The organism is Plastoroseomonas hellenica, assembly GCF_018129085.1.
GTDB classification, from domain to species: domain Bacteria; phylum Pseudomonadota; class Alphaproteobacteria; order Acetobacterales; family Acetobacteraceae; genus Plastoroseomonas; species Plastoroseomonas hellenica.
On sequence record NZ_JAAGBB010000090.1, the window covers coordinates 1 to 14,842 of the forward strand.

Below are 14,842 nucleotides of genomic sequence, written 5' to 3' on the forward strand. Positions count from 1 at the left end.
CCGGCGCACGGATCGATGCCTCCGGCACCGCGGGCGGCGGCGAGATCGCCTTCGGGCAGACGCGGCAGGGATCGGCCGCGCCGCGGCGGGCGGAGCGGACCGGGGTCGTGCAGGGTGCCGAGCTGCGCGCGGATGCGACGGTGCTCGGCCAGGGCGGCAGCGTCATCCTGCATTCGACCGACACGACCTTGGTGGCGGGGACGATCAGCGCCCGCGGCGGGCCGCAGGGCGGCGATGGCGGCTTCGTCGAGGTCTCGGGCGAGCGCGGCTTCCGGATGCTGGGCGCGATCGACGTCTCCGCACCCGCCGGGCGCAGCGGCACCGTGCTCTTCGACCCCGACAACCTCCGCATCTCCGACACCCCCGGCAGCGACACACCGGTCACCGCGGGCGATCTGGCGGACGATATCCTGAGCTACACCGAGGCGATGACCAACGCCGTGATCACCCCGGCGCAGATCGCCAACGTCACCGGCAACCTGACCCTGCAGGCCACCAACACGATCACGGTGGAAGATGCGGTCGACAAACCGCAAGGCAGCCTGACCCTGCAGACCGGATCGGCCGGCAGCATCGCCATCAACGCCTCCATAACCGTGCTGAACGGCGACCTCGTCCTGATCGCCGGCACCGGCGGCATCGCCCAGACGACCGGCACGGTCTCACTCAGCTTCGGGCAGTTGCAGGTGCAATCCGGCGGCAATGTTTCGCTGACCGCCACGGGCAATGTCATCCCGCGCCTCGGCGCCTCCAACGTGACCGGCGACTTCACCATCGGCGCCAGCGGCTGCTGCAGCGCTCCGGTGGTGACCCTGACCGGCGCCATCACCGTCAGCGGCACCTTCGACATCACCGCGCCCGGTTCCAGCCTCAGCCAGGCCAGCGGCTCCGTCATCACCGCCAACCGCCTCAATGCCAGCGCCATCAGTGCCAACAGCAGCATCACCCTCGATGGTGCCAACCAGGTGACGACGCTCGGCGTGGTCACGGCGAATGACGCCATCGAGGTCACCAACGCCAGCACCCTGACCGTGGCGGGGCCGGTTTCGCGCATCAGCACGGGCATCGGCGGCGTCATCATCAGGGTCGACAATGGCGACCTGATCGTGACCGGCGGCATCGACGGCAATCTCGGGCCGGTGGTCAGCGGCGGCGGGCTGGTGCTGACCGCTTCGGGCAATCTCGCCGTCGCCGCCGGGGCGTCGGTGGTGGGCGGCGGCGCCGATGGCACCGTCCTCGGCGCCGGGGTGGACGCCAACGGGGTGCTGATCCCAGGAAGCCAGGCAGGCATGACCCTGGCCGGGGATATCAGCAGCGCCAGCACGATCGCGCTCCGCGCCGCTGGCGGCGGCATCCACCAGACCGGCGGCGCGATCACGGCGGGCAGCGTCCTCGTCGTCGTCTCCGGCGGCGACGCGATCCTCGATCGCGGCGGGCAGCAGGGCGGCACGCCGAATGCCGTCACCGGTCTGCACCTTTCCAGCGCCGTGGGCGACTTCGTGTTCGACAACGGCATCACCGACCTGGTCGTGACCGGTGTGCTCAGCGCCGCCAATATCGGTATCCGCACCGAAGGCGCGCTTACCCTGGCGCCGCCGGGCGTGCTGGCCGTGGGCAACCCCGGCTTCCTGAGCGCGCCGGGCGGCCGCATCTCGCTGCGCATCGGCGACCTGGCGATCCTCGAGGCGATCGTGCCCATCGTCGGCCCCCGGATCCAGGGCGCGGTGATCGAGATCGCGCCCGCGGCGGAACGCCCGATGGTCGCGGCGCTACCAGACGCGGCCGTGGCGCCGCCCGGCGCCCTCGCGCTCCGCCTCGGCACACTGGGCCTCATCGAGGCCACCGACACCTGGCGCTTCGGCGCCACGACCTTCGGCGGCGCGACGACGGCGACCGCCGCCAGCCTCGATATCGCCAGCGGCTTCGCCTTCGCCGGCACGCTGGCCCTGCACAGCCTGGGTGCCGTCACCCAGGCGGCGGGTGCCGATCTCGGCGTCGGTGCGCTCACGGGACAGGCGGGCGGCGCGGTCACGCTGGCCAATCCGGGCAACAGCATCGGCTTCCTGGACGACTTCTCGGCCGGCGGCGGCTTCGCGCTCACCGCCGGCGCGATCAACCTGCGCGGCCTGCTCTCCACCCCCGGCCAGCTTGCCGCGCTGACCAGCGCCGGCGGCATCCAGGGCACCGGCACCGGCCGCGTCGAGGCGGGTGAGCTGCACGCGGTCGCGCAGGGCGGCTCGATCAGCCTGACCGGCGCCAACCGGCTCGACCGTCTCGGCGAAAGCAGCACGCCCGGCGACTTCACCCTGGTCAATGCCGGGCCGCAGATGACGATCCCCTCCGGCCAGGCGGTGCAGGCGGCCGGCACCGGCAGCGTCACCGGGACCGCCGTCTCCATCACCGTGGACGGCACCATCCGCGCCGCCGTGCTGTCGCTCTCCGCGCCCGTCGGCACGGTCACGGTGAACGGCTTCTCCGCCATCGCCTACGCGGGTGGGCTTGCGCTCTCCGGCCAGGCGGTCGCCGTCAACGGGCTGATCGCGGGCAGCACCGGCATCACCGTGGATGCGGTGCAAACAGCGTCCTTCGCCGGCATCGCGCAAGCGCCGAGCCTCACCGTCACCGCGCCGTCGATCAGCTTCGGCGGCTTCGATGCCGCCGGCAGCGCCGTGGCGCTGATCCTTGGCGGCGGTGGCAGCGCGAGCGGCGCGCTGGCCGCGGCATCGCTGCAGGTCGCGGATGGCGCGGGCGCCGCGCTGACCGGCAGCATCGCCGGCAACACGACCGGTGCCGCCGCCGCGCTTGGCCGGCGCTTCGCCGGCGGCGCGCAGCTCGGCGATCCACCGCCCGACCGGTTCGACTTCCTGTTCAACAACTGCCCGATCGGCGCCAGCCTCTGCGCGCGGCCGCTGCCGCCGGCCGAACCACCCGCTACCCGGCCGACCGAGCCGCCCGTGGGGTCGTCGCCCTTCCCCAACATTCCCGCCTACACCATCGCCGACAATGCGCGCGGCGTGCTGGGCGAGCTCGATCCCGCCGGGCAGCCGCCCGCCAATCCGCTGGTGCAGCTCCCGGTGCTGCCGCTGTCGGCGCAGCCCGGGCGCGACACCACGGAAGACCGCGAGCTCGCACCCCCGGATATCCGCGCCGGGGATTTCTGAAGGCGGCGCGGGCGCCTGCCGTCAGCGCGGCAGGGCGGCGCAGAGGCGGATCAGCTCGCCGCGGCGGGTGATGCCGATCTTGGCGAAGATGCGCTTGCGATGCGTCCGGAGCGACGCGAGGCCCATGCCGAGGCGCTCGGCCGCGCACCGCTCGCTGTCGCCGAGGGCGATGGCGGCCGCGACGCGTGCCTCGGTCGGCGTCAGGTCGAAGAGGCTGCGCAGCAGCTCGGGCGGCGGTCCCGCCTCGCCCGTGGCGCCATGGATGATCAGGGTGGCGGCGGCGTGCCCGCCGGCGCCCACCCCGGCCAGGCGCCGCGCCATGCCGGCGCCGAGTGGCGCCGCGATCAGGATCAGCGGCGCGCCCTCGGCATCCCGGAAGCAGATCGGCGGCGGGGCCTGTCCGGCCACGGCGGCCATGGCCGTCGCCCCGAAGGCGGCCGCCGCGGCGCGATCCGCGCAGCCGGGCACCGCGCCGTCCTTCAGCAGCAGCGCCCCCTGCGCCGCGAGCCGGCGGGCGGCCTGGTTGGCAAGGAGCAATTCGCCGCGGCGGTCCACCAGCAGGGCGGCGGTCGCCACGCGGTCGAGCGCCGCCAGCTCCGCCCGGCGGAGCTGCGCCACGGCATCGAAGCGCTCGGCGAGGGCGATGGCGTGGCGGAGATGCGCGGCGAAGGCCTGGAACAGCCCGGCTTCCTCCGGCGCGTAGATGCCGCCGGACCGGTCCCGCCCAAGGCCGAGCCTGAGCCAGCGGCCTTCGCCGAGGGACAGGTCCATGCCCACGCCATGGGCGACATCGAGCGGGCGCAGCACATCGGCGTAGAAGCCGGTCCGCTCCAGCGCCCGAAAGGGCACCGGGCCATCGAACACGACGGCGCTGTCGCGGCCGGCGGTCATCGCATCGGTCCAGAGGCTGTGCTGATGGTGTTCCATCATCACCTGGACGACGCCGGCATCGAAATTGCCGGCGACGCCCGCGATGCCGACCGGCTGCAGCTCGCCGTCATCATACTGGGTGATGAGGGCCAGGCTGCTCGGGATCGCCTCGCTCACCGCCTCCATCATCCGCCCGGCCGTGGTGTGATCCAGGGCCCCTTCGTAGATGCTTTCGATTAGCGCCGACGGCAGCGGCATCGCCCTGTCTCCTTGCGGAATGACGGGAACGCTGGTCAGGGGGTGTCGCTCCCTGCAAGCGAAATGGACGTGATCGGCCGCCGCGCCGTGACCTGGCGCATGATCCTGGAGCGTGATGCGCTCGCAAGCGCTCACGCACCAAGCTCCAGCTCCTGGTTTGATCGCGTGTATCAGACTTTTCGGTGAGTCCACCTCACGTCATCACGCCCTAGCCGGGCCGTGTCGCGCTCGCCGGATAGAGGCCGCTGGTGCCGGTCGGGTTGGGCCCCTGGGGGGCGCCGATCAGGTGCTCGAACTGGGTTCGCAGCCGCTCGACCCGCGCGCGGTCGCGCATGAAGCCGCGGAATTGCAGCGGCGCGGTGTTGTAGTCCCAGATCGGCCCGAAGCCCGGCGCCGCCGGCACGTCGCGGCGCACCGACCATTGCCCGGTCCGCGCCACCGTGGCCTCGCGGGAGGCCATCCAGCTCAGGAACAGCCGCGCCGCTTCCTTGTGCGGTGCCTCGGCAAGGATCGCGGCGGTCTGCGGCCAGCTCAGGAAGGCCTCGCGCCGCGGCAACTGGAAGCGGAGCGGGCTGTTCGCGGCCGGCACCAGCGCGCCGGAGGCGGTGAAACTCGCCGCCCGCTCCCCCCGCTGCACCGCGAGCCGCGCCGGCACGGTGCCGCGCACCCACAGCACGTCCTGCGCCAGCAGCCGGTCCATGTAGTCCCAGCCGTGCAGCCCGATGATCCGGTCGAACTGGTAAAGCACCGCATCGTCGTCATGCGGATAGGTCAGGGCGAGTTTCCCCTTGAGCCCAGGGTCGAGGTAGTCGGGCGCGTCGCGCGGCGCCCGCTCGGCGGGCAGCAGGGTGACGTTGCAGTTATTGCTGAATGCGATGATGCCGATCGCGTGGAAGGCGCCTTCGGGGTCGCGGGTGTCCGGCAGCAGCATCTCCCAGTCGAGCGGCTTATAGGCCAGCAGCTTGCCCTCGGCCTTCCAGCGCTCGAAATCATGCAGCGTCTGCAGCATGGCGATATCGGCCTCGAGCCGGCCGCGCGCGAGCTGCAGGTCGATCCGTGCGTCGTGATACTTGCTGAGGTCGGTGACGATGCGGATGTCCATGCCCGGGAAGCGGGCCTTGAACGCGGCCTCCAGCCCGGCCTGGGAGTTCGGGACGTCGCCGCCGGCATAGACGACGAGCTTGGCTCCCTCGGCCATGGCCGCGCGGTGCAGCTCGTCGAGGCCGCGGGTCTCGACCTCGGGGGCGGGGCGCTGCAGCGCGGCGTCCGCCAGGGCCTGACCGGCGGCCAGCAGCACAGGGGCGGCCAGCAGCATCCCCGACAGGGCGCGGCGGCTGGCATGGGCGGGGATGTCGTCGGTCATGGGTCCGGGTCCGGGCAGGGGAAGAGGGCCCCAGCCTTAGCGATTACCTCGCCCGTGGAGCAATTCCATGTCAGGCTTACAGATAATAACGAAATTCGTTATAATATGCCGGTGGAGCAGCTTGCCGGACTCACCGCCTTCATCCGCACCGTCGAACTCGGCAGCCAGGCGGCGGCGGCTGCGGCGCTCGGCCTGTCGCGCATGGCGGTGGGCCGGCAGATCCAGGGGCTGGAACACCGGCTGGGCGTACGGCTCCTGCAACGCACGACCCGCCGGCAGGTGCTGACCGAGGCGGGGACCGCTTTCTTCGAACAGGCGCGCGCCGCGCTCCAGCACTTGCAGGAGGCGGCGGAGCAGGCCACCGCCTTCCGGACCAGCCTGCGCGGGTCGCTGCGGATGAGTGCGCCGGTCTCCTTCAGCGTGCGCTGCCTGGCGCCGCTGCTGGCCCGCTTCTCCGCCCTCCACCCCGAATTGCAGGTGGAACTGGTCCTCAACGATCGGCGGGTCGACCTGATCGAAGAAGGGTTCGACCTCGCGCTCCGCATCGGCCCGCTGGCCGATTCCAGCCTGGTGTCGCGCCGGCTGACGCGCTTCCCGGTCATCCCCTGCGCCGCACCGGCCTATCTCGCCCGGCACGGGACGCCCGGGGAGCCGGCCGATCTGCTGGCCCATAACTGCCTCCGCTATGCCCATGCCGGCCGGGTGCAGCGATGGCTGCTGCCCGATACCGATGGCCAGCACCAGGAAGTGCCGGTGCGCGGCAACCTTGTCTCGAACAACGGCGATGCGCTGCTGGCGGCGGCGCTCGCCGGGCAGGGCATCATCCTGCAGCCCTCCTTCATCGTGGAGGAGGCGTTGCGCGATGGGCGGCTGATGGCGCTCTTTCCCGGCCGGGCACCGCGGCGGATCGATCTCTACGCGCTTTTTCCGGCAAGCCGCATGATGCCGACGAAGCTGCGCCGGTGGCTTGATTTCCTGGCCGACGCCTATCGCGACGATGCCGCGGCCGTGGCGGCGGCCGGCGGCGATCCGGCCATCGGCTGATCTGTCACCAGGGCCACTCTTTTCAGCCGTCCCCCGACCCCCCAACTCCCATCGCGACCGACCGCGAATGCGGCGCCCCACCACAAAGCCGGATGCCGGATGCCGATCAGCACGATGAAACGCCCAGCGGCCGCTGGACGGCGCCTGGGTCTGGGCCTTTTGATGCTCGCGATGTTGCAGGGATGCGCTGCCTTGTTCCCGGGCACCACCACGCTGGACCGCCGGATCGCCGCCCTGCCGAAGGACGGCCTGGCGCTCGACGCGCCGGTCACCATCCGCTGGAACGACAACCTGATCCCCTGGATCGAGGCCTCGACCGATCGCGACATGTTCTTCTCGCTCGGCCTGGTGCACGGCCATCTGCGCGGCGCCCAGATCGCGCTGCTGCGGCTGGTCGCACGCGGCCGGCTCTCGGAAGTGGCGGGGCCCTTCGCGGCCGATGTCGACCACGCGCTCCGCATCCTCGATTTCGGGCGCGCGGCGCCGGAAATCGAGCGCCGCTTTCCGCCGGAGACGCGGGAGGCGGTCGATGCCTTCCTCGCGGGGCTGAACCACAGCGTGCGGCACGGACCGCGCCCGCCGGAGGCCGGCCTGCTCGGCCTCTCGCGGGAGCCTTATACGGTCGGCGATCTGCTCGCGATCGGGCGGCTGGCCGGCACCGACATCACCTGGCTCAACTGGTTCTCACTGCTGGCCGAGCGCGGCCAGCCCGGCTTCGCCGAGCTCTGGCAGCGCACCATGCGCGCGGGATCGGGCACCACGGATCCGGGCAGCCGCCAGGCGGCGCTGCTGCACGACGTGCTCGGCGGCACCGGCCGCGCCGGCAGCAACAGCGTCGCGGTCGCGGCGCGGCGCTCGGCGACCGGCGGCGCGCTGCTCGCCAACGACCCGCATCTCAGCATGAACCTGCCCAATCTCTGGCTGGTCGCCGGCATGCGCTCGCCCTCCTATCATGCGGTCGGCTTCATGGTGCCGGGCCTGCCCTTCCTCGCGGTTGGGCGCTCGCCCGATGTCGCCTGGGGCGGCACCAACCTGCGCGCCGCCTCCTCTGACCTGTTCGACGTCTCGCGCCTGCCGCCCGGGGATTTCCGCACCGAGCGCGTCACCATCCGGCAACGCCTGTGGTTCTCGGCGCGGCGGGAGGTCAGGACGACGCCGCTCGGCCCGGTGATCAGCGATGCCGCGTTGGTGCCCCGGCAGCCGGGGCCGCTGGCGCTGCGCTGGATCGGGCATGAGCCGACGGACGAGATCAGCGCCCTGCTGCGCGGATCGCGCGCGCATACGGTCGCCGAGTTCCGCGATGCCTTCCGCAATTTCGGCGTCTCCGCCCAGAACATGCTGGTGGCCGACCGCGCCGGCTCGATCGCGCAGTTCTATGCGGCGACGCTGCCCGATCGGCGCGGATTCCCGCCGGGCGATCCGGTGCTGGACGGCAGCGACCCCGCCGCCACCGCGCCCTGGGGCCGCCTTCGCGATGCCGGCGAGCTGCCTTTCATCCGCAACCCGCCCGAAGGCGTGCTGGCCTCCGCCAATGACCGACCGGGGCAGGAGGCGGGCGTCGTCGGCTACTTCTTCTCCGACGGCGACCGCGTGAACCGGCTGCGGGAGCTGCTGGCGGAGCACCCGCGCCTCTCGCCCGCCGACCTGATGCGCATCCAGTCCGACACACGTTCGCCCAAGGCCGCGACCCTCGCGGCCACCCTGCTCGCGCGGCTCGACGCGCTGCCTGGCGGCGCGCCGCAGCCGGCCTTCCTCGCCCCACTCCGCGGCTGGGATGGCGACTACGCCGCGGCGGCACGCGCGCCGGTCGTCTTCGAGTTCCTGCTCGCTAAGCTCGTGCCGCAGCTCCTGCCCGAGCAGCGCCGCGCCAATGGCGGGGAGCCGCGCGGCGCCGAGACCGGCTGGAACTTCCTGACCACCTTCACCATCGCCGATCTCGACGCGCTGCCGCCCGAGCGGCGGGACGCGGTGCTGCGCGATGCGGTCACCACCGCCGCGCGCGATGCCGCGCCCTTCGCGGCATGGGGCGACGTGCATCAGCTTCGCGCGGCCAATTGGCTGGTGAACCTGCCGGTCATCGGCTCGCGCTTTGTGGTCGGTACCTGGCCTGCCGGCGGCTCGCGCGAGACGCCGATGAAGACCAGCCACGGCCTGGTCAGCGGCCCGCACCAGACCAGCTTCGGCTCCATGGCGCGGCACGTCTCGGACATGGCCGATCCCGACGCCAACTGGTTCACGCTGTTCGGCGGCCAGGATGGCTGGCCGGGCTCGCCCGCCTATGCCGATCAGCTCGATCTCTGGCGCGCCGGCCGGCCGGTCCGGGTGCCGCTGCGGCCGGAGGCGGTGGCCACTGCCTTCCCGCGGGTCACCACCCTGGCGCCGGGGCGTTGACGCAAGGGCCGCCTTTCGATGCGACGCCACTGCTGCGCGGCTGGGCCGTGCTGCGCCGCGCCAGGCTGCGCCGGCTCGATCCCGCCGCCACCCAGCAGGCGCTGCTGCTGTCCTGGCTGCGGCGGTCGGCCGACACCGCCTTCGGGCGGCAGCACGGCTTCGTGTCGATCCGCAGCGTCGCGGAATACCAGGCGCGGGTGCCGCTCCGCCGTTACGAGGAATTCTGGGACGGCTGGTGGAAGCCGGCCTTCCCGCTGCTGCGCAACGTGACCTGGCCGGGGCTCGTCCCCTATTTCGCGCTCTCCTCCGGCACCACCTCCGGCAACACCAAGCGCATCCCGGTGACGCGGGACGCGGTGATGGCGAACCGCGACGCGGCGCTGGACGTCTTGGCGCATCACCTCGGGCAGCATCCGCATGCGCGGCTCTTCGCCGGACTTTCCTTCATGCTCGGCGGCTCCACCGCGCTGGAGGAGGTCGCGCCGGGGGTGCGGGAAGGCGACCTCTCCGGCATCGCGGCGGCGGAGATCCCGCACTGGATCAGCAGCTGGGGCTTCCCGCCGCCGAAGCTCGCGCTGATCAGCGATTGGGACCGCAAGCTCGACGCCCTGGTGGAGCAGGTGCCGGCGGAGGTGGTGCGCATGCTCTCCGGCACGCCGTCCTGGCTGCTGGTGCTGCTGCACCGCCTGCAGGCCCATCGCGGCGGCGCGCTGCCGCTGCCGGCGCTCGAATTGCTGGTGCATGGCGGCGTCGCCTGGGAGCCTTATCGCGCGCGCTTCCAGCCCCTGCTGCCACCGGGCTGCGCGACGCGGGAGGTCTATCCGGCCTCCGAGGGCTTCATCGCCATCGCGGATCGCGGCAGCGGCGAGGGGATGGCGCTGGTGCTCGACCGCGGCGTCTTCGCGGAATTCGTCCCGCTCGCCGAGCTCGGCACCGCCAGCCCGACCCGGCACTGGGCCGCGACGATCGAGACCGGTGTCGACTACGCCGTCGTCATCACCAGCAATGCCGGCCTCTGGAGCTGCGTGCTCGGCGACACCGTGCGCTTCGTGGATCGCTCGCCGCCGAGGCTGCTGGTGACCGGCCGCATCGCCTACGACCTCTCGGTGTTCGGCGAGCACCTGAGCGGGGCGGAGATCGACGCGGCGCTCGGCCGCGTGCTGGCGGCCGCGGGATCGACGTCCGGGGAATACTGCGTCGGCGCGGCATTCGAAGGCAGTGCGGGCCGCCACCACTGGTTCGTGGAGCTGGACGGCAGGGCCGATCCGGGCGGCTTGTCGGCCGGATTGGACGCGGACCTGCGGCAGGCCAATGCCGACTACGCCGCGCATCGCGACGCCGGGCAGTTGTTGCCGCCGCGCCTGGTGGCGTTGCCGCTCGGCACCTTCGAGGCCTGGCTCCGCAACCAGGGCAAGCTCGGTGGCCAGCACAAGGTTCCGCGCGTGCTCGCCGACCCGCGACGCTTCGCTGAGCTCGCGGGCTGGATGGAGGCGCATCTGCGCGGCCGGAACCGGTAGCGCGGATCCGATTCGCCGCACGACTGACCTGAGGTTTGCCTGGGGCTCACCGTATCTAGGGCGGTTGCCGAGCGGCGTCGCCGATGCGGTCAGCGCAAGCGTCTCTGGTCATCCCTGGCAAGACCACAAGTAAGAGCAGGGCGACAGTATTAGAAGTTTTTTAAGAACTCAGAAAATAGGGCGAAAAGCCGCCTCGTTAACGACGCTAAGTTGGGGATTCGCCAAATGCGCGATAAGGCAATCAGAAACCTGTCCTCGTCGATGTGTGGTGCCTGTGGAGATTTACGCATTTTTCGTCTTTTATGACCGAATTGCCACACATTCGATAACTTCCAGAGCCCCAGTTGTGGTGCTGGAAAACGCTCGTTACTCGTCTGCCCCGAACCGGGCCGGCAGTTGTGTTCGGTCGCGAGTCGAGAGCAGACGAAGGGAACGCAATGACTGCGCCTATCATTGGTGGTCTCAATCCCATCACATACGGCGAGGGCGCCGCGCCGGTGAATGTCGGCACGGGCGCAACCTTCACCGGAGGCCTTGGCTATCCCGGAGGCTCGATCACCTTCGATCTGAGCAGCCCGGACGGGAATGACGTACTGGCGCTGACCAGCGCTGCGGATGGAAACATCTCCGGCGCCATCTCCGTCGATGCGGGCGGAAGCGTCTATCTCGGCAACGGGAGCGGTCGCGACCTGATCGGCACCGTGGACGTGACCCAGAACGGCCAGAACGGTCAGCCCCTGACGATCCACTTCATCGGCACCTCGACCGGCGTCTTCAGCGACTCCAGCTTCGAGAGCGACGATCCGACGACCGGCTGGGCCAGCGAGTGGACTGTGGTCGAAGGCCGGGTGGTCCTCGGCGTCGATAACATCGCCGGGCATCCATCGCCGGCCGATACGACGCATCCGACCGGCAATAACGGCACCGTGTCGCCGGGCGATAGCGGCCCCATCACGGATCCGATGGTCTTCGACGTCCAAGTGGCGACCGGTGCAGGCGAGGCCTCGGACGGCAGCCGCGGACTGCGTCTGTTCAGCGGCGACGATTTAACGGGCGGACAGGCGAACTCAGAGCCTTATGGCGTCATCCACGGTCCTTATGTCTATTCGGACCCGTTCGGCGCGCAAGCCGGCGACATCCTGCGCTTCGACTGGAAGGCGCAGGGCGGCGACGACGCGTTCGACGCATTTGGTTACCTGCTCAATGCCGCTACAGGTGAGACGATCATCTGCCTGGATCAAAGTGGCACCAGCACGGGTAGCACAACGGACTGGGCGACGGTGAGCGTGACCGTTCCCTCCACTGGGAACTGGAAGTTTGTCTTCGTTTCCGGGGCATTCGATTGGAGTGGCGGCCGGAAGACCGGCGGCTCTCTTTACATCGACAATTTCACGGTCGAGCGGTCGCCAGTCACCGATGCGATCCTGCAGACGATCGCCAGCCAAGTGACCTATGAGAACACCGGGGACGCTGCGCTTGACGATCGCACCCTCACGGTCGAGGTAACCGACGGCACGGGCTCTCAGCAGCAGGCGGACACCGATCTCGACGTGACCAATGCCGATGACGCGCCGAGCGGCGGCGTCACGGTGACGGGTGCTGCCGAGCAGGGCGCCATGCTCACGGCGTCGAACGACATCGCCGACCCGGACGGCCCGGATCCGCTGACGATCGCCTATCAGTGGCAGCGCGAGGTCTCTCCGGGCAACTGGGTGGACATTAACAGCGCGACGGGTGCGACCTACACCCTGACCCAGGACGATGTCGGGCATGCTGTCCGGGCGGTGGCGAGCTACACCGACGATGGCGGGACGCCGACGTCTCTCAGCAGCAACGAAACCACGCCGGTCGCGAACGATGATCCGGCCGGCTCGGTCGCGGTTGCGGGCACCGCGACGCAGGGCGAAGTGCTGACGGCATCGAATGACATCAGCGACATCGACGGCCCGGCCCCGCTGACGATCGCCTACCAGTGGCAGCGCGAGATCTCCCCAGGCAACTGGGTGAACATCGATGGTGCCACGGCTGCGAACTACACCCTGACCCAGGACGACGTCGGGCACGCGGTGCGGGCGGTCGGCAGCTACACCGACGATGCGGGAGAGACCGAACAGGTCACCAGCAACGAAACCGCGGCCGTGGCGAACGTCAATGACACGCCGGTGGCCGGGGACGACAGCTTCAATGTCGCTGAGGACACGGCCACTGTCCTCGACGTCCTTGCCAATGACGTCGATATCGATGGCGACACCCGCCAGATCACGCATGTGAATGGCGTGGCGATCACGGCCGGCGTCCCCATCATGCTTGCCGGTGGCACCGTGACCCTGAACGACGAGGGCAAGCTGCTCTTCACCCCGGATGCCGAGTTCAACGGCCCGGTATCGTTCGACTACACGATCGACGACGGGAACGGCGAGACCTCGATCGGGACTGTCGACCTCAATGTCACCGCGGCCAACGATGTCCCGGTCTCGGCGAATGACAGCTTCACGGCAGTCGCGGATGGCAGCTCGGTCACGCTCGACGTCCTGGCCAATGACGTCGATGCGGATGGCGACCTGCCGCGGATCACCCAGATCGACGGTAGGGCCATTGCTCCCGGCGGATCGCTGGAAGTCGTCGGCGGCCTGGTGACGCTCAACGCCGATGGCGACCTGGTGTTCACGGCGTCCATGACGTTCGATGGCACCGCGCAGTTCACCTACACCGTCGATGATGGCCATGGCGGAACGGCGACCGGCACGGTCACCGGCGATGTGACGGCGACCGGCACCTGGGGTGAGGTCGGCGATCAGTTGGCTGCCCTCCTCGGCGAACGGGGTGTCACGCAGCCGAACTACGTGAACAACCTGCTCTACATCGCCTCCGTGGTGTCGCCGGGTGCCTTCAACCTGGCCGATGGCAGCAATGGCACCGGCGCTGGCTATCATATGGGTCTGGGCTACGACCTGACACCGAGTGCCGCGACACCCGATCTGGCATCGCTGTCGCGGTCGTTGGCAGCGCTGATCGAGGCACAGGAATCCTCGAACGCCCCTGACCTGCTGACCGGGGACAACACCGGCGGCTGGAGCAGCGCGGTCGATCAGAGCCTGCTATTCCAGTCGAAGCTCGCGACCAGCACGGCCGTGGATATCGACTACGGCGCCGGCGGCGCGGCGTTCTCCGACCTCGCATCGCAAGGTTGGTCGAAGCAGTTCGCGCAGATGGTGCTCCGGGCGGATTTCTCGGAGGACATGATCATCCAGGCCGATGCCCGGGCCCAAGGGCAGCTCCATCAGGTGACCGTCGGCCAGGGGGCGGAGCTCTCCGTCAACATCGGCGGACAGGCGGCGGGCGCGCCGCAGGCAGTGCTGTCGAACGGCTTCGGCATGGCGGACTTCGTCACTGCGGACGGGAACAGCGGGGTCGAGGTGGCGCGCGCGGTTGCCGTTGCGGCGACGGTGGATGGCTCTGACGACCAGACCGCGATCGTCCGGATGCGCCAGGGCGGCACCCTGGATCTGCGCCTGCAGTTCTACGAGGTGGACGACTTCACCGGGGCGATCGGCGGCCTGCGTCCGGGTGATGCGGGCTACGCGGCGGCAGCGTCCGCTCGTGCGTATCAGACCGGCAACGGCTCGACCTGGCTGTCGGGTGGCGGGTTCGGCAAGTACAGCGAAGGGGCGGTGGTCGGCATCGATCACGACGATCTGATCGCGATGCGGCTGTCGAACGGGACGCAGGAGTTCTTCGCCTTCGCCCAGGCCAATGAGACGGCGAACGGACAACCTGTCGGGCATCTCTGGAGTTACGGCCTGAACACCTGGGGCTGGGAAGATCTGGCCGGTGGAGGCGATCGGGACTTCAACGACCTGATCGTCCAGCTCGACTTCACCAGCGCGCATACCGACCAGGTGTTCTGAGAAGCACGCAGCCGCCCCGGTTCGCGGGGGTGGCTGCGCATGATCGATGCCGGCCCATCAAGGCCGGCATCCCGCTCGTCCGACCCCGGGTGCGCCTGGATACCTCAGTCCGGGCGGATCCTCAGTGACTTCTTCTGCACCCTATTCACGGGCGCCCAAAAAGGATGCTCATGTCGCAGCCAGCCCCTGCCTCGCCTTCGCGCACGCCGCTTGATGCGGCGGTCGGCGCGTGCCGCTCCGAATTGGTGACGGTCGGCGTGTTCAGCGGCGTCGTGAACCTGCTGCAGCTCACCGTGTCGATCTACATGATGCAGGTGTTCGACCGCGTGC

7 protein-coding genes are annotated in these 14,842 nt (G+C 70.2%); 5 read left to right on the forward strand and 2 right to left on the reverse strand.

Going from position 1 to position 14,842, the window contains the following annotated elements:
* Positions 1–3,161 (forward strand): hypothetical protein (locus GXW71_RS32955; protein ID WP_211858026.1); only part of this gene is annotated, 3,161 nt, incomplete at its 5' end.
* Between the two features lie 21 nt (positions 3,162–3,182).
* Here GXW71_RS32955 and GXW71_RS32960 read toward each other — a convergent pair.
* The gene (locus tag GXW71_RS32960; protein ID WP_211858028.1) at positions 3,183–4,289 is read right to left on the reverse strand and encodes a helix-turn-helix transcriptional regulator; all 1,107 of its coding nucleotides are present in this window, start codon (positions 4,287–4,289) and stop codon (positions 3,183–3,185) included.
* 208 nt (positions 4,290–4,497) lie between these two features.
* The gene (locus tag GXW71_RS32965) at positions 4,498–5,652 is read right to left on the reverse strand and encodes an ABC transporter substrate-binding protein (RefSeq protein WP_211858030.1); all 1,155 of its coding nucleotides are present in this window, start codon (positions 5,650–5,652) and stop codon (positions 4,498–4,500) included.
* 54 nt (positions 5,653–5,706) lie between these two features.
* Between GXW71_RS32965 and GXW71_RS32970 the strand changes: the two genes are divergently transcribed.
* The 4 genes from GXW71_RS32970 (at position 5,707) to GXW71_RS32985 (ending at position 14,512) form a co-directional block, all read left to right on the forward strand.
* A complete protein-coding gene (locus tag GXW71_RS32970) occupies positions 5,707–6,696 on the forward strand; it encodes a LysR family transcriptional regulator (RefSeq protein WP_211858032.1) in 990 nt (329 codons plus the stop codon).
* A gap of 192 nt (positions 6,697–6,888) precedes the next feature.
* The gene (locus tag GXW71_RS32975) at positions 6,889–9,087 is read left to right on the forward strand and encodes a penicillin acylase family protein (RefSeq protein ID WP_211858034.1); all 2,199 of its coding nucleotides are present in this window, start codon (positions 6,889–6,891) and stop codon (positions 9,085–9,087) included.
* Positions 9,084–10,604: a GH3 family domain-containing protein gene (locus GXW71_RS32980; RefSeq protein WP_211858036.1), complete on the forward strand. Its 1,521-nt coding sequence runs from the start codon at positions 9,084–9,086 to the stop codon at positions 10,602–10,604. Before GXW71_RS32975 ends, GXW71_RS32980 begins: the two co-directional genes overlap by 4 nt.
* Positions 10,605–11,041: 437 nt before the next feature.
* Positions 11,042–14,512 (forward strand): Ig-like domain-containing protein, encoded by a 3,471-nt coding sequence (locus GXW71_RS32985; RefSeq protein ID WP_211858038.1) that lies wholly within the window; start codon positions 11,042–11,044, stop codon positions 14,510–14,512.
* Positions 14,513–14,842: the final 330 nt, after the last annotated feature.